Source organism: Acetobacter fallax (assembly GCF_011516735.1).
Taxonomy (GTDB): Bacteria; Pseudomonadota; Alphaproteobacteria; order Acetobacterales; family Acetobacteraceae; genus Acetobacter; species Acetobacter fallax.
On the sequence record NZ_WOSX01000004.1, the window covers coordinates 102,943 to 126,010 of the forward strand.

The window sequence follows — 23,068 nt, forward strand, 5'->3', positions numbered from 1 at the left end:
TCCCGCTGCCTCTGATTGCGGGGATCATGCAGGCTCATTCGTGCTCTGTCACGTCTGCTTGTTATCTGGCGGTTACAAACAGACGGTCCGACTGCCGGTTACTGGTTCGGGGGTCTGCCGCAGGCGCGGGCGGAGCCGCGTCGGCCGAACCAGGTCAGAACGGGGAGCGCCAGGCGGAGGAGCTTCGGAAACATCATGCAGAGGCGACCGAACAGGCCGTCTATGGCGGGTTCGAAGCGTTCCTGGCCGGGATGACGGAGGGCTTTCATGACGGCGGCGGCGATATTTTCCGGCCTGGCCGGAGGGCTGACGAAATTGAGGACGGAGCCGCCCTGGGCCATTTCATCACGGAGCATGGGGGTATCGACGGCGCCGGGGAAGATGGATGAGACGGCGATACCGACCGATTTTGTTTCCAGTGTCAGGGCCAGAGCGAAGCTGCGGAGGGCAGCTTTACTGGCGACATAGACGGCGCTGTTGGCGAGCGGGATGACAGCGGCGAGTGAATTGATGAAGACGATGTGTCCGCCGCGCGGGATCAGCGGCAGGAGCTGCGATGTCAGCAGGATGGGGGCGGTCAGATTGATGGCGATCTGACGCTGAACATCTTCCGCGCGCATGGACTGCACCGGGCCGGGCACAATGACGCCGGCGCAGTGGATGAGAACCTGAACAGGCCGGCCTTCGGTCACGAGCTGTCCGGCAACGCGGGCGAGATCGTCGGCATTGGCAAGGTCACAGGGAATGTGACGAATCTGTCCGGTTCGGCTGTCGGGACGCGGGGGCGCGTTGCGGGAAAGGGTGACCGTGTCGTACCCTTTGCGGGCCAGGGCGAGAAGGATTGTCTGTCCTATTCCGCCTGATCCACCGGTCACGACGGCGAGTGGCGGTCTTCCTGTGTACGCTGAGTCGCCCGCAAACGGCCCGGTCTTGCTCATATTTTCCCTCACATGCCGGTTTCTACACTGGCTGTGCCGCGTGTTCCAGCCCACCCTGCCCTTCCGGGGTAGATTGTGCGCGTGACCACTTCATGACGTCGGCGCGACGGTGGCGACGATGCCGTTTTCGTGCAGGGCGCTCCACAGGGCGAGGCGGACGGCGTTGGCGGCGGCATCCACGTTGCGGGGCGAGGAGGTTTTCGCGGAGGCGGTGAGGGTCACCGTATCGACGGCGATGGACGCGATCGTGACGGTGGGAGCCGGATCTTTCAGCAGGCCGGGAACGCTTTCGAGGGCTTTGCTCATGACGCCGACGGCTTTCGAGAGGTCGGTGCCCAAAGGGAGGCCGATGGAGACGGACATGGCGCCCGTGGGGTGACCGAGGGTGACGTTACGGACGGCGGAGGTGATGAACTGCGAGTTCGGGACGATCATCGTGGAGCCGTCGGACAGACCGATATCGGTGGACCGGACGCTGATTCGGCGGATGTCGCCTGTGGTGCCGTTGATCTGGACGAGATCTCCGATTGTGACGGGGCGTTCGGCGAGCAGGATGATTCCGGACACGAAATTCTGAACGATGGACTGAAGGCCGAAGCCGATGCCGACGGAAAGGGCGCTGACGACCCAGGTCATGCTTTTCACGGTGATGCCGATGGTCGACATGATTGTCAGGCCGACGAGAATCCAGGCGGTGTAGGTGAAAATGGTGACGATGGAAGTCTGGGCACCGAGATCGAGGGCTGTTGTCGGGAACAGGCGGTTTCTGAGCCAGTTCTGGACCAGGTGGATGAGGTAGTAGCCGATGACCGGCACGGCGATGCATTTCACGATGACGTCGAAGGACAGGCTGACGCCGCCGATGTTCTGTCCGAACACGACTTTTTCGATGTTTCCAAAGATCACGGAGAAGTCGAAGTCGCCACCCGACTGTGCGACGGCGACGGCGATGAAAACCAGGAAGACGCTGAGCAGGCCGCTGATAACCGTGCTGCCCTGGTCGACGAGCCGGGGCGCGATGCCGAGACGGACGAGGTGGGCACCGAGGGGGCCGGCGCTGGTGAAGACGGTTGTTGCGAGGTCGTTGATCAGCAGGAAGACCAGCGACAGGCCAAGCAGGGTGACGACCATGGAGCAGATCCATGACAGCGTCGTGTAACCGAGCGGGATATAGCCCATGAGGCTGGCTGCCACGCAGAAGATGGACACAAAGAACGCCAGGACGCGGACGACGCGCCCGATGGTGCTTTGCAGCAGTGGCGTGTCGTCCGCGTCGGCATCGCTTTGCCGGACAATCTGTCTGGGCGTCATGAACAGGAGGGGGGCGGCGGCGAACACGAAGACGATATCGGCGGCCTGGATGCCGAACTGGCCGAGGCCGGCTTCTGTATCGATATAGCGGAGCGCGCCACGCAGGAGGAGCAGGAGCGCGAACCAGAGTGCATAGGGCGCCATCGCGCGGGCGGCACTGTCACAGAGCGGGACGACGCGCCAGTCCGGTTTGCCGGGAGACAGGATGGCGGCGGCGGCACCGAGGATGAATCCGACCAGCGGAATCTGGGCTCCGACAAAGCTGGCGAACCGGGCGAGATCACTGCCATCCACATCGGTTGCGCCTGTGATGCCGATCCAGAAGACCATGGCGCCGAATCCTGAGAAAGCGCCGCAGCAGACGGAATACAGCACGGCGGCGCCGACGCGGCGCACGCGTCCGACCGGCAGAAGGCGCGCGGCGGCGCGACGGGTCTGGTTCAGGAGAAAGAAGGGGGCCGCGAAGAGCACGCCTGCGCCGAAGAGGCAGATCAGCAGCGTCGGGAGGGCTGAGCTTTGGGCCGTGGTGGCGACGGTCTGCGCGGCTTCGCTGACGAAATCACGTCCCCGGGTGAGGTCGGAGGCGAATTCGGCGGAGAGGTGGCTCCAGAACGCGGGGGCCAGGGGGGATGGGAACCGTTGCAGCAGCATCGCCTGCTGGGCGGCGTTATTCCGCTGACCGAGGACGAGGACGAGCTGATGCGCCTGGAGAGCGTAGAGGCGGGCACGGGTGAGGCGTCCGGTCAGGTCGCGCTGGGCGGCAAGCAGTCTGTTGCGATGTTCTGTCAGGGTTGCGTCTTCGGGGGGCGCGTCCTTTGCGGGGGCCGGACCGAGCACGTCGAGCATCGATCTGAAGATTTTTTCGTAAGGTTCAAGCTGCGCGACCATGGCGTTCGCTCTGGTCTCCGCGGCGCCGGCACGCTGGGAAAGTTCCGCGACGGTGCTGGCATTGCGACTCGAACTGGCATCGATGCGGGTGCGGAACACGTCCCGGATGGTTTTATCGAGCGCGTCCAGGGCGGAGTCAGGGGCGATGCTGGCGGGCACGGCGAAGAGGGTATCCTGAGTGCCGGTCGTGCCAGTGGTGGTGCCTGTATCCGGTGCGGTGACGCCTGGCACGGTGGCATCCGTCGCGCGGGCGTCTGCTGTCGTCGTTGTCGCCACCAGACCGAGACCGGCAGCGGATGCGAGGAGCGCCGTTTGTCCCACAGGTCCGCAGATGAGACTGAGCAGGCAGAGGATCGCTGTCAGCGCTGGCCTCCGGGGGCGGGGCGGTTTCGACGTGCGTGCTCTTATTGGGAATGGCATAACGGCGGTATCGGACGCTCCTGGCATCGGTGTTCCTGACACATTTCCTCCTGTCCGGTGACCGCCGGTATGGCGGATTGTCATGGTCTGTCCGTGTATTAACCCGTGAAGATGCTGTCTGGTTTCCATGTGCAGACCGCGCGGGACGTTTGCATATCGAACCAGTTCGGTCATCATGGGGGACTTCATCGGGCAGTGTGCGCGTCGGGCCGTATGCCGGCACGCGGCTCTTCGTCAACCGGAGTCCGGCGCCGGAGGGCTGATTGCCGTATCCGGAGGGTCTCCGGTTGCGAGCGATGGTTTTCGTGTCGGAATTCTCGCAGGATCGCTTTATGCCGCAGCCCGTTTCGTCCCGCGAACTCACTGTTCGTGGTCTCATTATCGGTGCTCTTATCACCGTGGTTTTCACGGCATCCAACACCTATCTGGGGTTGCGGATCGGGCTGACATTTGCCTCTTCGATTCCCGCGGCGGTCATTTCGATGGCGGTGTTGCGGCTGCTGGGCGGCGGATCGATTCTTGAGAACAACATGGTGCAGAGTCAGGCCTCGGCGGCCGGGACGATCTCCACGGTGTTCGCGGTGTTTCCGGCACTGATTCTGGTCGGACACTGGGCGCGGTTTCCTTATCTTGAGACGATGGGGCTGACGGCGGCGGGAGGGATGGCGGGCGTGCTGTTCACGATTCCGTTGCGGCGGGCGCTGGTGAATGAGAGTTCCCTGCCCTACCCCGAAGGTGTTGCGGCGGCGGAGATTTTGCGAGCCGGACATGAACAGTCTGAACGGGGGGCGCGGAGTGACGGGCTGGTCACGCTGATTCTGGGCACTGTGATTTCCGCCGTCTTCTCGTTTGCGAGCGGCGGATTGCGGGTGCTTTCGGACGGAGCGGCGGTGGTCTTTACGTCCGGTTCAGCGGTGTTCCGGCTTTCCACGGGGTTTTCACTGGCGCTTCTGGGAGCGGGTTATCTGGTCGGGATCGCGGGCGGGCTTGCGATGCTGTTCGGGTATGTTCTGTCCTGGCTGATTGCCGTACCCTGGCTGACGGCGATCACGCCGAACACTGACCATCTGGCTCCGGCGGCTTTTGCGACCTGGGTGTGGATGCACAAGGTGCGGTTTATTGGCGCGGGGGCGATTGCGCTGGCTTCGGTGTGGACGCTCGGGGAACTGGCCGGACCGGTGATCCGGGGTGTGAAGGACGCGCTGACTTCGCGGGTCGGGGTCGCCACGGATAACCGCGATCTGTCGCCGCGGACGATCGGGCTGGTTGCTGGCGGGCTTTTTGTCGTGGTTGCGGGGTTGCTGACGGTGTTTCTGCTGCCGTTTACGTCGCATGTGATTGTGCCGGTTCTGTTCGGGACAGTGTTTCTGTTTATCTTCGGGTTTCTGACGGCAGCGGCCTGCGGCTATATGGCGGGGCTGGTCGGCTCTTCCTCGTCACCGATTTCGGGCATTGTTCTGATTGCGACTGTTCTGGTTTCGTCTTTCATGCTCGGGATGGATTATGTCGGGCTTTTGCCGGCAGTTTTTTCGGCGAACGGCCATCATCTGGCGATTGCGTTCACCATCTTCATTCTGTCCGCGATTGTCGCTTCGGCGGCGATTTCGAATGACAATCTTCAGGACCTGAAGACGGGGCAGCTTGTGGGAGCGTCGCCATGGAAACAGGAGGCGGTGCTGCTGCTGGGGTGCGGAATCGGGGCGCTCGTTGTGCCGCCGATTTTGAATCTTCTTTATCAGGCTTATGGGTTTACCGGTGCTTTACCTCGTCCGGGCATGGACCCGGCACGGGCTCTTGCGGCACCGCAGCCTGCGATCATTGCCATGGTGTCTTCGGGCATTTTTGAACACAACCTTGACTGGACGATGATTTCCATTGGCCTGGTGCTGGGCGCGGCCCTGATCGTGCTTGACCGGGTTCTGAAGCGGCGCGCGCTTTCGCTTCCGCCTCTGGCTGTCGGGATCGGGCTTTATCTGCCTCCGGCGGTCTCCACGACGATTGCTGTTGGCGCGGGCCTTGGCTGGTGGCTTCAGCGCCGGATGGGACGGACTGAAGCCGAGGCTGGCGCGGGGACGATGATCGCATCCGGGCTGATTGTCGGGGAAAGCCTGATGGGGGTGGCGCTGGCTGCTGTGTCCGGACTGAGCGGGTCGGACAGTGCGCTGGCGGTCGTTGGGAGCGGGATTGCGCCCTGGGACACGATTCTGGGCTGTCTGGCGTTTGTGTGCGTGTGCTGGTGGTTTGTGGTGCGTGTCAGGAAGACGACGGGTACGTGCATGTAACACCTGAGCTGGTGTTGCTGCCGGCGGTCAGGGGAATGGATGTGGATTGCCGTGGCACCATGTAGAGATTTTCGTACATGGGCAGCGAGTAACTGTTTCCCTGCCCCGTGCCGGACACTGTCGGCATGAACTGGCTGATGACGGGAGGGGTGAAGGAATACCAGCTCTCGCCGTAGATGAGGTAGGCTGAGCCTGAGGAATCGGTTCCGGCCGGCAGGGTGATGTTCGCGTTCAGGGTATGCGGTGCGTGGTTGAGGCCGCAGCTCCAGATGATCGTGCCCTGACCGCTGCTTCCGACGGAAATTTCTGAAACGACCGTCTGTGCCGAACTTGTCGGATAGGGTTGCAACACCATCTGCGCGGCTTCCAGGATGATTGCGGCGTCATCTGTGGTCATGGTGTCGTACTGCGTTGTCAGATTTGCGACGGTGTACGATGTGGAGGTGACTTTTCTCAGAACGACGACGGCTTCCTCGATTTCGGTGCCTCCGACGAACATGGTGATGAGGATCGGGGCGAGCAGTGCGAATTCAACGGCGGAAACGCCACGTCGGCAGGCCAGGAAGCGCTGCCACTGGTTTTTCCCGGAGTTTTTGCTGCCTGCGTCATCGGAACGGGTCACGAGGCTGGCTCCGTCTTGATGACGACGGTCGAAAGCAGGAGCAGCGACTGCCCGGCGCCCTGAGTGACGGGGTTGAATCCTCCCAGGCCGGCGACTGTCGGGATGGGCAATCTGTACATCAGCTGAAGTGCTACGATGTCTCCGGGACTGCCGGGCTCATAGTTCAGCTTGTTTGAAATCTGATCACTGCTGTCGTACGTTGGCGTGACAGACGGCTGTGCGAAGGTGGTGACAGTCTGCACATTAACATACAGTGAAGAACAGCTCAGATAAGAGGGTAGCTGGGTGCAGGCCTGTGTTTTAAAGGCGGCGGAGGAGGAAGGAGCGGTCCCTGTCAGGAGGGGCCGGGACATCTGGTCCGCGACGAAATCGAGTGCATCCTGAGTGAAATAGATGACGCTCATCATCACCGAGGCGTAAAGAAGCGTGCAGAGCGGGATTGCGATGAACGCGAATTCAAGAGCGGTGGTGCCTGACTGGTCTCTGATGAAGAGGCCGGGCACAATTTTCCATGTGCGGGCTTTCCGAAGGGGCCGGGAAGCGGAACGCACTGTTGAAAATCTTATAATTGCTCCCCCTTTGCGTCCGCCCGCTGATGTGATTGCCGAGATTGCGAGGCCCGCATTATTTCATGGTTTTCAGAACAGAAGCGCAGTCTGTCATCCGCGTATTAATGACGCGTTTATGAGACTGTTTCGGAGGTTTCTCCGGTGAGCGGGAGCGCCTGGCGGGGGTATGTCCTCGTGTGGTTTTGAGCACCAAGGCTCAGCGGCCGGAAGGGCCGGGAACATCGGAGTGCAGAACATGTGCGTCGGATCGTCATCGGAGGGACTTCTGAAACCAGTGTCCTGAGCCTGGGTATCGCTCCTCTTGCGTCTCCGGCGGAAAATTCCCTTATCGACGGGAGCAGTCCTGCCGCGCATGGTGACCGGGACCGCATATTGACCGGGGATGAACCTGGCATCTGGCCGGGTGCGTGACGGAACTTACGAAATAGAGTGCCGGCGGGAGGCCTGAAGGGTTTTTTCCGGCTATCGGGGGCGGTGATGTCTGCATCGGTTTCTCTGCCAGTTGAGGGCATGACGTGCGCGGCGTGTGCGGCGCGTATCGAAAAGGTTGTGAACCGGCTTCCCGGCGTCATCGCCACTGTGAATTTCGCGTCCGGAAAGGCGTCTCTGGCTCTGACCGGGGATCATGCCCCTGTTTCCGACATTGAAGCGGCCATTGAGCGGGCGGGATTCACGGTGCCGCATGAGCATGTTTCGCTGGCGATTGAGGGGATGACCTGCGCGGCGTGTGCGACGCGGATTGAGAAAGTTCTGAACCGGCTTCCCGGCGTGACGGCACATGTAAATTTCGCGGCGGCGCGGGCGACGGCTGATGTGACGCCGGGGCTGGCGGGTGTTGATGATCTGATTGCGGCGGTGAGTCAGGCGGGCTTTCGGGCGGGGCTGGCGGAGACGGATGAGGTGGCGCGCGAGGCGCGGCGGGCCGGGGCGCGGCGGCGGCTGAAGATGGAACTGGCTGTGGGCGTGGTGGCCACGGTGCCGCTGCTTCTGGAGATGGTGCCTGGAGCGGGCCATGCGCTGATGCTGCCGCGCTGGATACAGCTTGTGCTGGCAAGCGTCGTGCAGTTCGGGCTCGGGCTGAAATTCTATCGGGGGGCATGGGGGGCGCTCCGGGGCGGCGGCGCGAATATGGACGTGCTGGTAGCTCTGGGAACGACGATTGCCTGGCTTTCGAGCGCGATTGTTACCGTGTGCGGGCTGGATGCGCCGGTGTGGTTTGAGTCCGGAGCGACGGTTCTGACGCTGGTGACGACCGGCCGGCTGATGGAGACGAATGCGAAGGACCGGGCGGCGTCCGGCATTGCACGGCTGGCGAAGTTGCAACCCCGGACGGCGCATGTGGAGACGGCGGACGGGGTTCTGGACCGGCCGGCGGCGGGGCTGGTTGTGGGTGATGTGTTTGTGGTCCGGCCCGGAGAGGCTGTGCCGACGGATGGCGCGGTGCTGACGGGTGAGTCGGCTCTTGATGAGGCGATGCTGACGGGTGAAAGCATGCCGGTGCCGCGTGAACCGGGGGATGCGGTGCGCGGCGGGACGCTCAATGGCGATGGCGTTTTGCGGGTGCGTGCGACGGCTGTCGGGGCGGACACGGCGCTGGCGCGGATCACCCGGATGGTGGACGAGGCGGAAGGGTCCAAAGCGCCGATCGAGCGGCTGGTGGACCGGGTTTCGGCGATTTTTGTGCCTGTCATTCTGGGGATTGCGCTGCTGACGCTGGGATTTGGCTGGGCGATATCGGGCTCATTTGAGTGGAGCCTGGTCAATGCCGTGGCGGTTCTGGTTGTGGCGTGCCCGTGTGCTCTGGGGCTGGCGACGCCAACGGCGATCATGGTCGGGGCCGGCCGGGGCGCGGCGGCGGGGCTGCTGTTTCGCTCGGCGGAAGCGCTGGAGCAGATGGGGCGTGTGTCCGTGCTGCTGATGGACAAGACCGGGACGCTGACGGAAGGACGGCCTCAGGTGACGGGAGTGTTTCCTGTGGACGGGCTGACCAGGGGGGATGTTCTGGCGCTGGCGGCGGGAATGGAGGGGGAGTCTGCGCATCCGCTGGCGAAGGCGGTTCGTGAAGCGGCGGAGGCTGACGGCATTGTTCCTGTCGCGGTGTCTGGCGGGCAGGCTGTGGCCGGACACGGGCTGACGGCGCAGGCAGAGGGTGTGCCGGTGCGGCTGGGATCTGAGCGGTTTCTTGGCGTGACGGCTCAGGGAGCGGCGGCGGAGGCGGGAGTGCATGGGCAGACGCTGATCGGGGTTGAGCGGGACGGTGTTCTGACCGGCTGGATTGCGGTCGCGGACACAATCCGGCCGGATGCGGCGCAGAGTGTGGAGTTGCTGAAAGATCTGGGGATTCGTCCGGTGATGGTGACGGGGGATTCCGAGGCTGCGGCGCGGCGTGTGGCGGCGCTGGTGGGCATTACGGATATCCGGGCCGGGGTGTTGCCGGGCGACAAGGCTGCCGAGGTGGCGGAGGTGAAGGCTTCAGCGGGTGATGGCGGTCTTGTTGGCATGGTGGGCGACGGGATCAACGATGCGCCGGCTCTGGCGGCGGCGGATGTTGGCATTGCGATGGGTGGCGGAACGGATGTCGCGCTGGACACGGCGGAGGTTGTGCTGATGCGGTCGCAGCTTCTGGCGCTGGTTGACGCCGTCAGCCTGTCACGGGCGACATCCCGCAAGATCCGGCAGAATCTGTTTTTCGCGTGTATTTATAATGGTCTGGGTGTGCCGCTGGCGGCCTTCGGGATGCTGCCGCCGATGTTGTCGGGCGCGGCCATGGCAATGAGTTCCGTGTCTGTTGTGAGCAATGCGCTGCTGCTCAACAGGTGGCGGCCGGTATCGCTGGATGAGCGGTCTGTTCCCGTTGTCGGGGGTGGACATTGACGGGCTGTGGCGCGATGGTCGCCGGCTGTTGAAGACGGCGGGCGGTCTGGTGGCGACGATGTCGCCGGCTGCGCGTGTAAGGAGAAAAGCGATGAAAACCGAGACATTTCTTGTGCAGGGCATGACATGCGACGGGTGTGTTGCATCGATCAGGCGGGCGCTTGAGGGCATCGCCGGCGTGAAAGAGGCGCGTCCTTCCCTGGAAAAAGGCGAGGTTACCGTTGACTATGACCCGTCTCTGACCGGTGAGACGGCGCTGCGCCGTACGATTGAGGCGGCGGGCTTCGACGTCAACTGACATTTTCGCTATCGGGTGGTGTTTTTGTACGGCTTTCTCCCCTGCCCTGCTGTGGCTTCGGCCATGCAGGGGGCACGCGGGGGGCCTGCCGGGGACGGACTTCATTGATGTGGCGGAACGTGGCAGACGGGGAAGGCTGTGGCAGGGCTGTCACGGTGCATGGTCAGGAATGAACGAGGTCGCGGTGTCTCATCCAGTTGAAACCAGGAAGCACGGTTTTGGGCGGACCGCTTTCCGCAGGGTTGTTCCGCTTCTGGCGTTATGTGCAGCCGGGTGCTCGGCGGAAATGGGACGAACGATCAACGACACGGACATTTCATGTCTGCGCAAGCAGATGGGGTCTGAAATTCACACGTCCTTTCCCCTCGCGGCGAATACGTGTCAGCGCTGGACGAATCACAACACGATTTTCAACCAGAAGAGCGCGAAACCGATCCCGCTCAATCTGAAGGGCGCGCCGGATCTGCAGGCGCAGGCTGAAGAATATAGCTACACTTATACGAAGTGAGGCTGTTTCAGGTTTCGAGTTCGACATCCCAGTAGAGGTAATCGCGCCAGCTTTCATGCAGGTGGTTTGGCGGGAAAGCACGGCCATTTTCCTGCAGTTCCCATGTTGAGGGCTGTGCGGGCCGGCGGCGCGGGAACATGCGGATTTCGTGTGGCATGTGGTCGGCTTTGAGCAGATTGCAGGTTCCGCAGGCGGTGATGACGTTTTCCCAGGTTGTTTTTCCGCCTTTGCTGCGGGGGATGACGTGATCGAATGTCAGTTCGTGCGTGGGCAGGTGATCATCGCAGTACTGGCAGGAGAAATTGTCCCGCAGGAAGACGTTGAAGCGCGTGAAGGCAGGGCGGCGGGCGGTCGGGACGTATTCCCTGAGGGCGATGACGCTGGGAAGGCGCATGCGGCAGCTTGGGGAGCGGACCTCGGTATCGTATTCATTCAGGACGGAAACACGGTCCAGGCAGACGGCCTTGATGGTGTCCTGCCATGACCACAGCGAAAGCGGAAAATATGAAAGCGGCCTGAAGTCGGCATTCAGGACGAGAGACGGATAGTGCATACTGCCACTGGTCAAAGCCCGTGTCCTTTCCCCGGAGACGGCTCATGAGTCGCATGGCTGGGCTCGAAACAGAACGCCATGGATCACGCGTCGTCGAGAAGTATCGTAAAAACTATAAGCCTGGAAATTCGGGTACTGCAAGGAAGCGGACTCTGCCGGAATATGAGACTTCGATGACAGAGCGACGATGGCGGATCGGCACAGGCCGGTTGAGTGTCCGGTGAGCAATGCGCTGTTTCCGGTGCGTGGACCGGTCACGACGCGGTTTGCGCCGAGCCCGACGGGGCCTCTTCACCTGGGGCATGTGGCAGCGGCGTTTTTTGCAGGGCGGCATGCGGGATCGAACGGCCGGTTTCTGTTGCGGATTGAGGATATCGACACGCGGCGGTGTCGGAAGCGGTTTGTTGATGAAACTCTTGAGGATCTGACCTGGGTCGGGCTCCGGTGGGATGGGCCGGTGATCCGGCAGTCGGCACGGATGGTGTTGTATCGGGAGACGCTGGCGGGGCTTGCGGCGCGGGGGCTGGTCTATCCGTGTTTCTGCACCCGGGCGGAGATCGCCCGGGAGGTGATGGAGGCGGCATCAGCGCCGCATCATGCGCCGGACGGAAGTCTGGTTTATCCGGGGATCTGCCGGGGGCTGGACGCGGAGACGCGGGCCCGGCGAATTGCGTCCGGACAGTCATATGCGTTGCGGCTGGATGTGGCGCGGGCGGTCGGGACGACCGGGCGTGGTCCCCTCACCTTTCGGGATCTGGACCGGGGTGTTGTGACGTGTGACCCGGTTGCGTTCGGGGATGTGGTGCTGGCGCGGCGGGATGTGCCGGTCTCTTATAATCTGTGTGTCACGCAGGATGATGCGGCGCAGGGCGTGACTCTGGTGACGCGGGGCGTGGATTTGCGGAATATCACGGCGATTCACCGGCTTTTGCAGGAGCTGATGGGGTGGCCGGTGCCGGATTATGCATTTCATCCATTGCTGTGTGACGCGGCGGGAAAGCGGCTTTCGAAGCGGAGTGGCGCGTTGTCGGTCCGGGCGATGCGGGAGGCGGGGATGAGCGCTGAGGCTGTGCGGCAGGCGGCAGGGGTGCGGGACAGCCTGCGAACCTGAACCGGAACGGAGCGCCCTGAAAAAACACGTTTTCCGTCCGGTGGGTTTCAGAAAGACGGGCAATCAGGCCTGAGTATTGGTTCGTGTCCTGTTGCCAAAGCCGAGCAGAGTTTCGGCGATCTCCTGTTCAAGTGTTCTGGTGGTCGATTGTCCGGAAGTGAAGAGGTGATACGTCGAGGCGGCCGGAGTGGCTGACGATGACGATCCTGTGGATTTTTCGCCGGATGAGCCAGTCTGAGTAGCCGAGACCTGTCTGGAGCTGGTCGTTTCGGTTATGACATCTTTTTCGCCGGATCGTTCGGATGGATCTATGAAGGTCGGTACAAGCTGAACGTTGGTGATGTTTTCGCGCGTTATTCCGTAGGTAAAGGTTGAGTTGACGGTTGTACCTGACGCAGTCTGCGCTGTGCTGGAATTCATTTTGTCTGTGTAAGTGACTGTGGTGAAATCAGCGGAATTTCTGATGTTCTGCGCTGCGTTATACAGCGCAGTTTCGAGTTTCGAGGCGTTTGGAGGCAGGGATGTGGCCTCGCTCATTGCGAGAGCCGTTTTCATGAACGGACTGTTTTGCGTGGCGTTGTAAAATGCCTGTTCGATGGCTGTCATTGCGGGCGCGATCTGGTTTGTCGAGGCGTCTCCGTACCTGAACATGGCGATATCAGCGGTGACTGTAGTCCAGACGGAAATTTTATCGTTGTCGGATGTGGTGGTGCTGTTGATTGCGGCTGCCGCCTGACTGAAGATTGTTGCCAGTGTGCTGATCCCTGCGGTTCCGCTGTCTGCCATGGCATCAAGGTCGCGGCGATCGTCGCTCGTGACGAACAGGCTGCTTTGAGCGGATGTCGCGGCGGTGTTACCGGCGTCTGATGTGCTGATTTCACTCTGCCGGGTCAGAGGCAGGAAAGAGTCCAGCATTCTGAACACGAACTGATCTTTGGCCAAAGTTTGTGGGAGGCTTGAGACAGACGAAACGGGATCGGTCATGGTAGTTCTCCGGCATTTTGCGGGGCGAGTTTTCTGAGCACCACGATGAGGAGGAAATCTTAATCAGAGTTTATGACCGGTCTTATTTCTCATTATTGTGATACTTTTTGATACAGATCAGGATTGCTCTGATTCTGTTCGCGTTAAGTACCGGTACCTTCTCAGGGCTCTGCCCTGGAACCCGCCAAAAATCGCAGATCTGTGGAAACCGGCTTGTTTATCAACAGTTTGGGATGAAAGGGGGCTGCGACCCCTTCCGGGTTCGGCCGGAACATGGTCTTCCGCTGATCCTTTGAAAAATCACAGAGCGTGAACAGAGCCATTGCTCCTGTTCTTTTGTGATTCGAACCGGTGTTTCAGCGTATGGATGAGGCTGTTCACGGGTCATCACCCGGATGTGGGGGGCCGGCTGTTCCGCATTGGCGCGAAACCTTCTATTGTGCCGCGCTGCCGGAAGACGGCATCCGGTCGGGTTTACCCGGCGCTCACTTCTCAGGATCGAGATTATGTCTTTCATCGCCGACCGCCTGAACAAGATCAGCCCCAGCCAGACGATCGCCATTACGGCGAAGGCACGTGCTCTGAAGGCGGCTGGCCGCGACATTATCAGCCTTTCGGCGGGTGAACCGGATTTTGATACGCCGGCCAGCATCAAAGAGGCGGCGATCCGGGCGATTGAGGCCGGGCAGACGAAATATACGGATGTGGCGGGCACTCCAGCCCTGCGCGCGGCGGTTGCCGAGCGGTTCCGGCTGGATTCCGGGCTGGATTACAAGCCGGAGGAGGTGATTGTCTCCACGGGTGGCAAGCAGGTGATTTACAACGCGATGGTGAGCACCATCAACAAGGGTGATGAGGCGATCATTCCGGCTCCGTGCTGGGTATCTTATCCTGACATTGTGGCGCTGGCGGATGGCTATCCGGTGATTGTCCCTTGTCTGCCGAAGAATGATTTCAAGCTGACGGCGGCTGAGCTTGAAGCGGCGATTACGCCGCGGACGAAGTGGTTCTTTCTGAACTCACCGTGCAATCCGACGGGAGCAACCTATTCGGCGGAGGATCTGCGGCCGCTCTGCGATGTGCTGCTGCGTCATCCGGATGTGTGGATTTTTACTGACGATATCTATGCGAAGCTGGTTTACGATGGCTTTGAGCCGGCGACGATCGTGCAGGTTGAGCCGAAGCTGCGGAACCGGACCGTGACGATGAACGGCGTGTCCAAGGCCTATGCGATGACGGGCTGGCGGATCGGGTTTTCGGGTGCGCCGGTGGAACTGACGCGGGCGATGAACAAGCTGCAGGGGCAGTCCACGTCCAATCCGTGTTCGATTGCGCAGGCGGCGGCGCTTGAGGCGCTGACGGGGCCACAGGATTTCATCGGGACGATGTGTGAGACGTATCGTGAGCGTCGCGATCTGGTTGTGTCGATGCTCAATCAGGCGACCGGGCTGAGCTGCGCGCGTCCGGAAGGGGCGTTTTATGTGTTTCCGTCGATGGCCGCATGTTTCGGCAAGCGAACGGCGAGTGGCACGGTGATCGACACGGATGAGGCCTTTGTGACGGCTCTGCTTGATGAGGAAGGTGTCGCGGCTGTGCATGGGTCGGCGTTCATGTTCGCCGGGCATTTCCGGGTGTCTTATGCGACGGACACGGAGAGTCTGAAGGAAGCCTGCTCCCGGATTCAGCGTTTCTGTGCCGGGCTGCGCTGAGGAGAATGGGTGTGACCGACGACGCTGTTTCGGGACCACGGCTGGCGAAGCGTCTTGAGGGGCTGCCGGCTCCGGCGACGATGGAAATGGCGCGCCGGGCACGGGCGTTGCGGGCGGAGGGGCACAATGTGATCTCTCTGGCCCTGGGCGAACCGGATTTTCCGACGCCGCCTTATGCGGTTGAGGCCGCGCATCAGGCCGCGCTGGCGGGAGATACGAAATATCCGCCGGTGGACGGGAAGCCGGCGCTGAAGGCTGCGATTGCGCGGAAGTTTGAGCGCGAGAACGGGCTGACCTATGCGCCGGATGAGCTGATTGTCTGCAATGGCGGCAAGCAGGTCATTTTTAACGCGTTCATGGCGACGATCGATCCGGGGGACGAGGTTGTTGTTCCCGCGCCTTACTGGGTGAGTTATCCGCTGATTGCCCGGATGTTTGGTGGTGTTGCGGTTCATCCGGAATGTGATGAGGCGGACGGGTTCAGTCTGCGGCCGGAGCGACTGGCGGCGGTGATGACGCCGAAGACGAAGTGGCTGGTGCTGAATTTTCCAAACAATCCGTCCGGGGCGCTGTGCACGGAGGACGATCTGCGCGGCATTGCGGCAGTGTTGCGGGATTATCCTGATGTGTGGATTCTCTCTGACGAGATCTATGAGCATCTTGTTTTTGACAATCATTCTTTCCGCTCTTTCGCGGCGATCGCGCCGGATTTGCGGGATCGTGTGCTGACGATGAATGGTGTGGCGAAGGCTTATGCCATGACCGGGTGGCGTGTCGGCTACGCTGGTGGGCCACGGGAGCTGATCGCGGCGATGCGGGTTGTTCAGGGTAATGCGACGTCGGGCATCTGCACGGTGGCGCAGGCGGCGGCGGCGGCGGCGCTGGACGGGCCTGCGGATATGATCCGGGAGATGGTGGCGACCTATGCGCGCCGTCGGTTGATGGTGGTTGAGGCGCTGCGCGCCATTCCCGGGTTTAGCTGTGCGATGCCGTCGGGGGCGTTTTATGCCTATCCGGGAATTGCGGCGTGCCTTGGAAAGACGACGCCCGACGGACGGGTGCTGCGGACGGATACTGATTTCGCGATGGCGCTGCTGGAGCAGGCTTATGTGGCGACGGTGCCGGGGAGCGCGTTCGGGTTGTCACCTTATCTGAGGCTGTCCTGCGCGACGGCTGATGCGGATCTGAAAGAAGCCTGCGGGCGGATCGCGGCGTTTGTCGCGACGTTGCGGTGAAGCTGTGTGTTTTTGAGGCTGTTTCAAAAGTCTCGTTGCTGAGGGGCGTGACCGGCGTGTGTTTCTGAGCACCCGGGCGCGGGCCGTGAGCATCGGAGCGTAAAAACGCGCGTCGGATTGCTGGCAGAGGGGCTTTTGAAACAGCTTCTTAGCGGCTCCGTTTATGTGTGAAGCGGGATCGGATCTGACGCAGTGATCTGACGATCGGTTGCGGGAAAATGTCTCTGAGGGTCATCTGGAGATGACTGGACAGAGGCATGCCGGGGCGGCGGATATAGCGGGTTGTGCTGATCATGGCGCCGGCTGGTTTGTCTGGCTGCGAATAGAAATAAGCGATCAGAGCGCGGCGTGGGCGGGAGCCGGGCAACGGTTCGGGATAGCCATGCGCTGCGACAGGCGACTGTCCCATGATGACGGTTCGGCCGAGCAGAGGCGGGATGGTTGCGCCGGACCGGTTGTCTTTCATGTTCCAGAGTTCGAGCGCGCCGCCATCGGCTTCGGTCCAGTCTGTGTTCAGATAAGTGATGACCGCGAGGCGATTTTGCAGCCCTGTTGAGGGGTGTTTCTGAAAATCGACGTGGATTTCAAAATGACCGTTTGCGCCCGCTTCATGCACACCGCCGCCGAGGAGGGTGAGATCGGGCCGGAGTGACGGGATGCCTGTGACGGCTTCCAGGAAAGCGATGAATTCCGGTGCGTTGACGAGTGAGAAATAGCGTGCGGCTGAGAATGGCAGATCTGCCGGTTTTCCGGTCATACGTTTTTTCTGGAGCGCCGTGTAATGCGGGGACCAGTCAGCGGACGGGAGGCGTTTTATCTCGTCGGTGATTGCTGTGAGGAAGGCCGGGTCGAACAGACCGTCGATGACGAGATGTGGAAACGGGCTCGCCTGGGTGAACTGGCTGGCGAGCCTTGCCTCGTCCGTTTCTGAGGGGGGCTGCCACAGGGCGACAGTGCCAGGCCTTTCGGCAACGGAAAGCTGATCGGTTGCCATGAGAGGAGATCCTTGCCAGCCGGAGGTCAGGTGACGGTCCGCAATAGCGTCTCACTTACGGTGATTTGTCTTAATATTTGTCTTATGAACTGTTTCAAAAGCTTCGCTGTTGATTGAGACCGCGCCTGAGGCACGCGACCGGGTTGTGTTTTTAAGCACCGAAGTGGAACAGGCCGTGCGGATCGTGAGTATCGGAGGCCGGAAAATCCGCGTCGCAACGCATGTCGGATCGGCGGCTGCGGGGCGTATGAAACAGCCTCTGAGATGGACATCGTTTCATTCTCTCCGAGACCGGTGGACGGGCGGCGAGCTCAGTGCCACGATACCGGAATGAAGCCGGAATTTTCCTCCCTCACCTTTCCCCGTCCCACGGAAGCCAGTCTCGCGGACGGTTTCGGGGCTGTTGTTGCTCTGCTGGATGCGGGCGACCTCGCTGCGGCGCTTGAGCGGTTTGACCGCGAGCGGCGCACGCTCGATAGCTGGGCGGCGCTTGTTTATCTGCGGTTTTCGCAGGACACGACCAGTGAGACGAGTAAGGCCGGGCGGGACTACGCCGACAAGCTGGCGCCGAAGGTGACGGCGCATGAGGTGGCGATCAAGAAGCGTCTTCTCGCTGATCCGAACCGGGACGCGCTCGTTGCCGTGGTCGGCGCGCATGTCGTGCAGCTCTGGGAGAGTGACGTCACCACGTTTGATACGCGCATTGAGGCGGCTCTTGAGGAAGAGTCTCGTCTTTGCAGTGAGTATACGGCGTTACTGGCATCAGCGCGGATTACGGTTGCGGGGCAGACGGTCAATCTCTCAGGGCTGGCACCATGGCTGGAGAACGCGGACCGGACGGTTCGGCATGAAGCGGAGCGAGCGCGCTGGGCGTTTTTTGCTGAGCACGGGGACACGCTTGATACCCTCTATGCGCGGCTGGTTGCGTTACGGACGGAGATGGCGCGGACGCTGGGTTTCGACAGCTACACACCGCTGGGGTACCGGCGGATGCGGCGGGTTGATTATGGGCCGGAGCAGGTGGCCCGGTTTCGCGAGGAAGTTCTGACGCATGTGACGCCACTGGTGGCGAAGCTGCTTGAGGCGCGGCGTGAGGAGATGGGCTGGGATCATCTGCGGTACTGGGATGAAAACTTCATTGATCCGAAGGGCAATCCGAAACCGGCGGGGGATTATGATCTTCTGATCGGGCGGGCGCAGACGATGTTCGACCGGATGTCAGGCGGGCTGGGGCCGTTTTTTGCGGATATGGTGAAGGGTGGTTATCTCGATCTGAAGAACCGGGACGGCAAGGCGGGTGGCGGGTTCTGCACGGCGTTTCCGGATGTCGGCATGCCGTTCATCTTTGCAAACTTCAATGGCACACATGGGGATATCAGTGTTTTTACCCATGAGATGGGCCATGCGTATCAGAACTGGCGCAGTCGCGATCTGCCATCGATTGATGAGTTGTGGCCAACGATGGAGGCGGCGGAGATTGACTCGATGGGGCTGGAGTTTCTGACCTGGCCGCATATGGAACTGATGGTTGAGGACGGAGCGGCGGAGCGGTTCCGGCGGATGCACCTGATCGGGTCTCTGAGTTTTCTGCCTTATGGCGTCTGCGTGGATCACTTTCAGCATGAGGTTTATGCGCGGCCGGAGATGACGCCGGCGGAGCGGCATGAGACATGGCGACGGCTGGAGCGGCAATATATGCCGTGGCGGGATTACGGCGATGTTGCTTATCCGGCGAAGGGCGGCCGCTGGCAGGCGCAGGGGCATATTTACAAATCTCCTTTCTATTACATCGATTATACGCTGGCTCTGTGCTGTGCGATGCAGCTGTGGCTGCAATCGCGCCGGGATGAGCCGGCGGCGATGAAGGCCTATGAGAAGCTCTGCGCGCGGGGTGGGTCGGCACCGTTCACGGCACTGGTGGCGGAAGCGGGTCTGGTGTCGCCATTTGCGCCCGGGGCGCTGGCCGATGTGGTTCGGGAAGCGTCTGCCGTGCTGGGAGTGGCGGAGTAAGGTCGGGGTTTATGAGATTAGGATTCCGGAGCCTGAGACGGAGCGGCTGGTTCGGTATCGTGGTCTGTGGTCACTGATGGGTTATGGTTTCCGGGCGGTTTGCCGGTTTCCGGCGAAACATGCAGTTGCGACCTGAGAATGTGCCGGAAGCGGACTGGTTTTTGCGGCGTGGTCGCATAGGCCGGGGGTATGCGGGTGAGGCGCTGACTGCCGCGCTGGCGTGACATGACGGGGAGGCCGGATACGAGCGGTCTTTCTATTATTTCGCCGGATAATGCGTCGTTGCTTCGGCTGGCCGGGTGGCATGGGTATCGGGATGCGGGACATGTGTTGTTTTCCCGTAGGGATACGATGTTGCTTATGCGCGAATGCGAGGATGTCGTCTGACGACATTGTGGCCTTCGGAAAGGCTCTGTTGTCGTTAAGTGTTGATCTGTGATTTTTCAAAGGGTTAGAAAAAGATCGGGCTCTGCCCGAACCCGGAAGGGGTCGCGGACCCCTTCACCCCAATCTGTTGATAAATAAGCATATTTCCAAAGGTTTGTGACCTTTGGTCAGTTCCAGGGCAAAGCCCTGGGAAGGAACCAACACTTAATGACAACAGAGCGTTCGGAAAGGCCTGATCTCCGACGGATCAGGACAGAGTGTTGTTACGCAACAGCCGGCTCCGGCTTTGTTTATAAGATTAGCAAAAGGAATTACCGGGAATGGCGTCCGGACGAAGAATTTTTCTGGCCAATACAATGTTGCTCTCTGCTGCCATGGTGGTGGGGAGAGGAGCTGGTGCGGCGCCTGCGCGTGGAAAGACTGATGAGGATCTGACTGCGTTCATTCAGGCGATGCCGAAGACGGAACTCCATGTGCATATTGAAGGCACACTTGAGCCAGAGATGAAATTTCAGCTGGCGAAGCGAAATGGCGTTGCGCTGCCTTACAATACGGTCGCGGACATGCGGGCGAGCTATAATTTCCACGATTTACAGAGTTTTCTGAAAATTTTTTATGAAGGAAAGAGCGTTCTGCTGAAGGAGCAGGATTTCTACGATCTGACCTATGCGTATCTGACAAAGGCAGCGTATCAGAATGTCCTGTATTCCGAGATCTTCTTTGATCCGCAGATGCACACGGATCGGGGTATTCCGTTTGAGACGGTCATCATGGGTCTGACGCGGGCTCAGGCTGATGCCCGGCGCCAGCTCCATATCGATTCTCAGCTTGTTATGTGTTTCGAGCGGGAGCTGAGCGCCGATTCAGCGATGAGAACTCTGGAAATGGCTTTGCCATATCGTCAGCATATCGTGGGTGTTGGTCTGGATTCTGATGAGAAGAACAATCCGCCCGACAAATTCAGGACGGTCTTTGCCAGGGCACGTCAGGCTGGCTTTCATCTGACGATGCATTGCGATCTCGATCAGCTGGAGACGCATGAGCATATCCGGCAGGCGCTGGAGGATCTCCATACTGACCGGATCGATCATGGTGGCAACATTCTGGAGCGGGCTGATCTTGTTGCTGTGGCACGGAGGCGTGGTGTTGCGTTTACGGTATGCCCGGTTGCCTGTGGCTGGCTGCGCCAGAATGGCGAGAACATCAATATTGTCCGGGGCATGCTTGATCAGGGACTGAAAGTGACTGTCAGTTCAGATGACCCGGCATATATGAAGGGAAATTACGTCGGGCAAAGCCTGATCGTGGCTCAGGGAGATGCGGCGCTGAGCAGACAGGATCTTTTGACGATCACCCGGAACGGGATTGACGCGGCGTGGATCAGCGCGGCTCAGCGGAAAGATTACCTCAGCCGCCTGGAGGAATTTCGTCGGCAGTGGACCTGATACCGCTCTGTTTTTCCTGAGACCTGCAAAAGGAACTTGTCCCTTTTTGGTTTAACGAGGCACACATGAAGCTGCGCCATTTACAGGGGATGAGTCAGAGCTGCGTGTAAGCGACAAGGTCAGCGTAGTTTCCGACACTCTGTAGCGGTAAGGAATATTTCCACATCGCTGAAAAAACGGGCACAAAAAAAGGAGGGCGAAATCGCCCTCCCCTTTTTCGGTATGAAACCGGCTGTCGAATGGATCAGAAATCCATGTCGCCCATGCCGCCCATTCCACCGCCACCCGGCATTGGCTGAGCTTTTTTCTCCGGCCTGTCGGCGACCATAGCTTCCGTCGTGATCAGCAGACCGGCAACCGAAGCTGCGTCCTGAAGAGCCGTGCGGACGACCTTGGTCGGATCGATGATGCCGGCGTCGACGAGGTTCTTGTACTCGCCGAGCTGTGCGTCGAAGCCGTAAGCATACTCATCGGATTCGAGCACTTTACCAGCGATGACAGCGCCATCTTCACCAGCGTTGTGCGCGATCTGACGCAACGGAGCCTGAAGAGCCTTGCGGATAATTTCGCCGCCAACTCTCTGGTCTTCGTTGTGGTAGTGCAGGTGAGCCAGACCCGTGGAAGCGCGGGCCAGAGCGGTTCCACCGCCGGGAACGATGCCTTCCTCGACAGCGGCGCGGGTTGCATGAAGCGCGTCATCAACGCGATCCTTGCGCTCCTTCACCTCGACTTCCGTCGAACCACCGACGCGGATGACAGCGACGCCACCGGCCAGTTTCGCGAGACGTTCCTGCAGCTTCTCACGGTCGTAATCCGAGGTTGTTTCCTCGATCTGCGCACGGATCTGGTTGCAGCGACCTTTGATATCGTCGCCGTTGCCGGCGCCTTCAACGATCGTGGTGTTTTCTTTCTCGATATGCACCTTTTTGGCGCGACCGAGCATCGGCAGCGTGACGTTTTCGAGCTTGATGCCGATGTCTTCGCTGATGACCTGACCATTGGTGAGGATCGCGATGTCTTCGAGCATCGCCTTACGACGATCACCGAAACCAGGAGCCTTCACGGCAGCGATTTTCAGGCCACCACGCAGTTTGTTGACGACCAGTGTTGCCAGAGCTTCACCGTCGACGTCTTCGGCGATGATGACCAGCGGACGACCGGACTGAACAACAGCCTCAAGCAGAGGCAGGATCGGCTGAAGCGAGGACAGCTTCTTCTCGTGAATGAGGATATAGGGGTTATCCATATCCGCAATCATCTTTTCCGCATTCGTGATGAAATACGGGGAGATGTAGCCACGATCGAACTGCATGCCTTCGACGACGTCGAGCTCGGTGTGGAGGCCCTTGGCTTCCTCAACCGTGATGACACCCTCGGAGCCGACTTTCTGCATGGCTTTGGAGATCATCTCTCCGATTTCATGCTCGCCGTTCGAGGAGATCGTGCCGACCTGAGCTGTTTCAGCCGGGGTGGTGATCTTCTTGGTGTTCTTCTTCAGCTCTTCGACGACGGCTGCGACAGCTTTGTCGATACCGCGCCTGAGGTCCATCGGGTTCATGCCGGCGGCAACGGCCTTGTGGCCCTCACGCACGATGGCCTGAGCCAGAACGGTTGCTGTCGTGGTGCCGTCACCGGCCACGTCATTGGTTTTCGAGGCCACTTCGCGCAGCATCTGTGCGCCCATGTTCTCGAACTTGTCTGCCAGCTCGATTTCTTTTGCGACCGACACACCGTCTTTGGTGATGCGGGGTGCGCCGAAGCTTTTGTCGAGGACAACGTTACGACCTTTGGGGCCGAGCGTTACTTTGACGGCATCCGCGAGGATGTCGACACCACGCAGCATACGCTGACGTGCGTCACCACCGAACTTTACGTCCTTAGCAGCCATGGAAAATTCTCCTTAAAGGATGAAAACGAACAAATTGGGGGA

The 23,068-nt window shown here is 60.6% G+C and carries 19 protein-coding genes; 11 read left to right on the top strand and 8 right to left on the bottom strand.

Annotated elements, in window-relative coordinates; genetic code table 11:
• Nucleotides 1-98: 98 nt before the first annotated feature.
• Entirely contained in the window at nucleotides 99-938 is an 840-nt protein-coding gene (locus GOB85_RS03980) for an SDR family NAD(P)-dependent oxidoreductase (RefSeq protein WP_173576333.1), read from the bottom strand.
• Nucleotides 939-1,028: 90 nt separating this feature from the next.
• Entirely contained in the window at nucleotides 1,029-3,641 is a 2,613-nt protein-coding gene (locus tag GOB85_RS03985) for a DUF3772 domain-containing protein (protein ID WP_242011274.1), read from the bottom strand.
• Nucleotides 3,642-3,889: 248 nt separating this feature from the next.
• Here GOB85_RS03985 and GOB85_RS03990 point away from each other — a divergent pair, with 248 nt between their 5' ends.
• Nucleotides 3,890-5,839, top strand: a complete 1,950-nt coding sequence (locus tag GOB85_RS03990) for an OPT family oligopeptide transporter (protein WP_173576334.1) — start codon at nucleotides 3,890-3,892, stop codon at nucleotides 5,837-5,839.
• Here GOB85_RS03990 and GOB85_RS03995 read toward each other — a convergent pair.
• On the bottom strand, nucleotides 5,811-6,461 hold the full coding sequence (locus GOB85_RS03995; protein ID WP_173576335.1) for a TadE/TadG family type IV pilus assembly protein: 651 nt from the start codon (nucleotides 6,459-6,461) through the stop codon (nucleotides 5,811-5,813). The two genes, GOB85_RS03990 and GOB85_RS03995, sit on opposite strands and share 29 nt — an antisense overlap.
• Nucleotides 6,458-7,012, bottom strand: a complete 555-nt coding sequence (locus GOB85_RS04000; RefSeq protein WP_173576336.1) for a TadE/TadG family type IV pilus assembly protein — start codon at nucleotides 7,010-7,012, stop codon at nucleotides 6,458-6,460. Before GOB85_RS04000 ends, GOB85_RS03995 begins: the two co-directional genes overlap by 4 nt.
• A gap of 495 nt (nucleotides 7,013-7,507) precedes the next feature.
• Here GOB85_RS04000 and GOB85_RS04005 point away from each other — a divergent pair, with 495 nt between their 5' ends.
• From GOB85_RS04005 to GOB85_RS04015, 3 genes are all read left to right on the top strand, one after another.
• On the top strand, nucleotides 7,508-9,904 hold the full coding sequence (locus tag GOB85_RS04005; protein WP_173576337.1) for a heavy metal translocating P-type ATPase: 2,397 nt from the start codon (nucleotides 7,508-7,510) through the stop codon (nucleotides 9,902-9,904).
• A complete protein-coding gene (locus GOB85_RS19165) occupies nucleotides 9,867-10,202 on the top strand; it encodes a heavy-metal-associated domain-containing protein (RefSeq protein ID WP_242011275.1) in 336 nt (111 codons plus the stop codon). Before GOB85_RS04005 ends, GOB85_RS19165 begins: the two co-directional genes overlap by 38 nt.
• A gap of 169 nt (nucleotides 10,203-10,371) precedes the next feature.
• Nucleotides 10,372-10,710, top strand: a complete 339-nt coding sequence (locus GOB85_RS04015) for a hypothetical protein (RefSeq protein WP_242011276.1) — start codon at nucleotides 10,372-10,374, stop codon at nucleotides 10,708-10,710.
• Nucleotides 10,711-10,717: 7 nt separating this feature from the next.
• Here GOB85_RS04015 and GOB85_RS04020 read toward each other — a convergent pair whose 3' ends face one another.
• Complete coding sequence (locus GOB85_RS04020) at nucleotides 10,718-11,263, bottom strand: HNH endonuclease (RefSeq protein WP_408737030.1); 546 nt, start codon at nucleotides 11,261-11,263, stop codon at nucleotides 10,718-10,720.
• 44 nt (nucleotides 11,264-11,307) lie between these two features.
• Here GOB85_RS04020 and GOB85_RS04025 point away from each other — a divergent pair, with 44 nt between their 5' ends.
• Together GOB85_RS04025 and gluQRS are read left to right on the top strand one after the other, a co-directional pair.
• Nucleotides 11,308-11,487, top strand: coding sequence for a hypothetical protein (locus tag GOB85_RS04025; protein WP_173576339.1), 180 nt, complete (start codon nucleotides 11,308-11,310; stop codon nucleotides 11,485-11,487).
• Complete coding sequence (gene gluQRS, locus GOB85_RS04030; RefSeq protein WP_173576340.1) at nucleotides 11,451-12,374, top strand: tRNA glutamyl-Q(34) synthetase GluQRS; 924 nt, start codon at nucleotides 11,451-11,453, stop codon at nucleotides 12,372-12,374. Before GOB85_RS04025 ends, gluQRS begins: the two co-directional genes overlap by 37 nt.
• Nucleotides 12,375-12,437: 63 nt before the next feature.
• Here gluQRS and GOB85_RS04035 read toward each other — a convergent pair whose 3' ends face one another.
• Nucleotides 12,438-13,358 carry a hypothetical protein gene (locus GOB85_RS04035; protein ID WP_173576341.1) on the bottom strand — a complete coding sequence of 307 codons (921 nt, stop codon included), beginning with the start codon at nucleotides 13,356-13,358 and terminating at the stop codon, nucleotides 12,438-12,440.
• 506 nt (nucleotides 13,359-13,864) lie between these two features.
• Here GOB85_RS04035 and GOB85_RS04040 point away from each other — a divergent pair.
• Both GOB85_RS04040 and GOB85_RS04045 read left to right on the top strand, forming a co-directional pair.
• On the top strand, nucleotides 13,865-15,067 hold the full coding sequence (locus GOB85_RS04040) for a pyridoxal phosphate-dependent aminotransferase (RefSeq protein WP_173576342.1): 1,203 nt from the start codon (nucleotides 13,865-13,867) through the stop codon (nucleotides 15,065-15,067).
• An 80-nt stretch (nucleotides 15,068-15,147) separates the two neighbouring features.
• Nucleotides 15,148-16,302, top strand: a complete 1,155-nt coding sequence (locus GOB85_RS04045) for a pyridoxal phosphate-dependent aminotransferase (protein ID WP_242011286.1) — start codon at nucleotides 15,148-15,150, stop codon at nucleotides 16,300-16,302.
• 148 nt (nucleotides 16,303-16,450) lie between these two features.
• Here GOB85_RS04045 and GOB85_RS04050 read toward each other — a convergent pair whose 3' ends face one another.
• Complete coding sequence (locus GOB85_RS04050) at nucleotides 16,451-17,296, bottom strand: 2OG-Fe(II) oxygenase (RefSeq protein ID WP_198912187.1); 846 nt, start codon at nucleotides 17,294-17,296, stop codon at nucleotides 16,451-16,453.
• Nucleotides 17,297-17,626: 330 nt separating this feature from the next.
• On the opposite strand from GOB85_RS04050, the gene GOB85_RS04055 reads away from it, so the two are divergent.
• From GOB85_RS04055 to add, 3 genes are all read left to right on the top strand, one after another.
• A complete protein-coding gene (locus tag GOB85_RS04055; RefSeq protein ID WP_173576381.1) occupies nucleotides 17,627-19,306 on the top strand; it encodes a M3 family oligoendopeptidase in 1,680 nt (559 codons plus the stop codon).
• Between the two features lie 225 nt (nucleotides 19,307-19,531).
• Entirely contained in the window at nucleotides 19,532-19,693 is a 162-nt protein-coding gene (locus tag GOB85_RS04060) for a hypothetical protein (RefSeq protein ID WP_173576344.1), read from the top strand.
• Nucleotides 19,694-20,013: 320 nt separating this feature from the next.
• Complete coding sequence (gene add / locus GOB85_RS04065) at nucleotides 20,014-21,138, top strand: adenosine deaminase (protein WP_173576345.1); 1,125 nt, start codon at nucleotides 20,014-20,016, stop codon at nucleotides 21,136-21,138.
• 244 nt (nucleotides 21,139-21,382) lie between these two features.
• Here the strand turns inward: add and groL are convergent, their stop codons facing one another.
• A complete protein-coding gene (groL, locus tag GOB85_RS04070) occupies nucleotides 21,383-23,026 on the bottom strand; it encodes a chaperonin GroEL (protein WP_173576346.1) in 1,644 nt (547 codons plus the stop codon).
• Nucleotides 23,027-23,068 lie beyond the last annotated feature (42 nt).

What these genes read in the sequence shown, in the direction of transcription:
- GOB85_RS04025 (WP_173576339.1), top strand. Translation starts at nt 11,308, where the DNA reads ATGAGTCGCATGGCTGGGCTCGAAACAGAACGCCATGGATCACGCGTC.
- GOB85_RS03985 (WP_242011274.1), bottom strand. Translation starts at nt 3,641, where the DNA reads ATGACAATCCGCCATACCGGCGGTCACCGGACAGGAGGAAATGTGTCA.
- GOB85_RS04005 (WP_173576337.1), top strand. Translation starts at nt 7,508, where the DNA reads ATGTCTGCATCGGTTTCTCTGCCAGTTGAGGGCATGACGTGCGCGGCG.
- GOB85_RS04055 (WP_173576381.1), top strand. Translation starts at nt 17,627, where the DNA reads ATGAAGCCGGAATTTTCCTCCCTCACCTTTCCCCGTCCCACGGAAGCC.
- GOB85_RS04040 (WP_173576342.1), top strand. Translation starts at nt 13,865, where the DNA reads ATGTCTTTCATCGCCGACCGCCTGAACAAGATCAGCCCCAGCCAGACG.
- GOB85_RS04035 (WP_173576341.1), bottom strand. Translation starts at nt 13,358, where the DNA reads ATGACCGATCCCGTTTCGTCTGTCTCAAGCCTCCCACAAACTTTGGCC.
- GOB85_RS19165 (WP_242011275.1), top strand. Translation starts at nt 9,867, where the DNA reads ATGAGCGGTCTGTTCCCGTTGTCGGGGGTGGACATTGACGGGCTGTGG.
- GOB85_RS04020 (WP_408737030.1), bottom strand. Translation starts at nt 11,263, where the DNA reads ATGCACTATCCGTCTCTCGTCCTGAATGCCGACTTCAGGCCGCTTTCA.
- GOB85_RS03990 (WP_173576334.1), top strand. Translation starts at nt 3,890, where the DNA reads ATGCCGCAGCCCGTTTCGTCCCGCGAACTCACTGTTCGTGGTCTCATT.
- groL (WP_173576346.1), bottom strand. Translation starts at nt 23,026, where the DNA reads ATGGCTGCTAAGGACGTAAAGTTCGGTGGTGACGCACGTCAGCGTATG.
- gluQRS (WP_173576340.1), top strand. Translation starts at nt 11,451, where the DNA reads ATGGCGGATCGGCACAGGCCGGTTGAGTGTCCGGTGAGCAATGCGCTG.
- GOB85_RS04015 (WP_242011276.1), top strand. Translation starts at nt 10,372, where the DNA reads ATGAACGAGGTCGCGGTGTCTCATCCAGTTGAAACCAGGAAGCACGGT.
- GOB85_RS03980 (WP_173576333.1), bottom strand. Translation starts at nt 938, where the DNA reads ATGAGCAAGACCGGGCCGTTTGCGGGCGACTCAGCGTACACAGGAAGA.
- GOB85_RS04050 (WP_198912187.1), bottom strand. Translation starts at nt 17,296, where the DNA reads ATGGCAACCGATCAGCTTTCCGTTGCCGAAAGGCCTGGCACTGTCGCC.
- GOB85_RS04060 (WP_173576344.1), top strand. Translation starts at nt 19,532, where the DNA reads ATGACGGGGAGGCCGGATACGAGCGGTCTTTCTATTATTTCGCCGGAT.
- add (WP_173576345.1), top strand. Translation starts at nt 20,014, where the DNA reads ATGGCGTCCGGACGAAGAATTTTTCTGGCCAATACAATGTTGCTCTCT.
- GOB85_RS04045 (WP_242011286.1), top strand. Translation starts at nt 15,148, where the DNA reads ATGGAAATGGCGCGCCGGGCACGGGCGTTGCGGGCGGAGGGGCACAAT.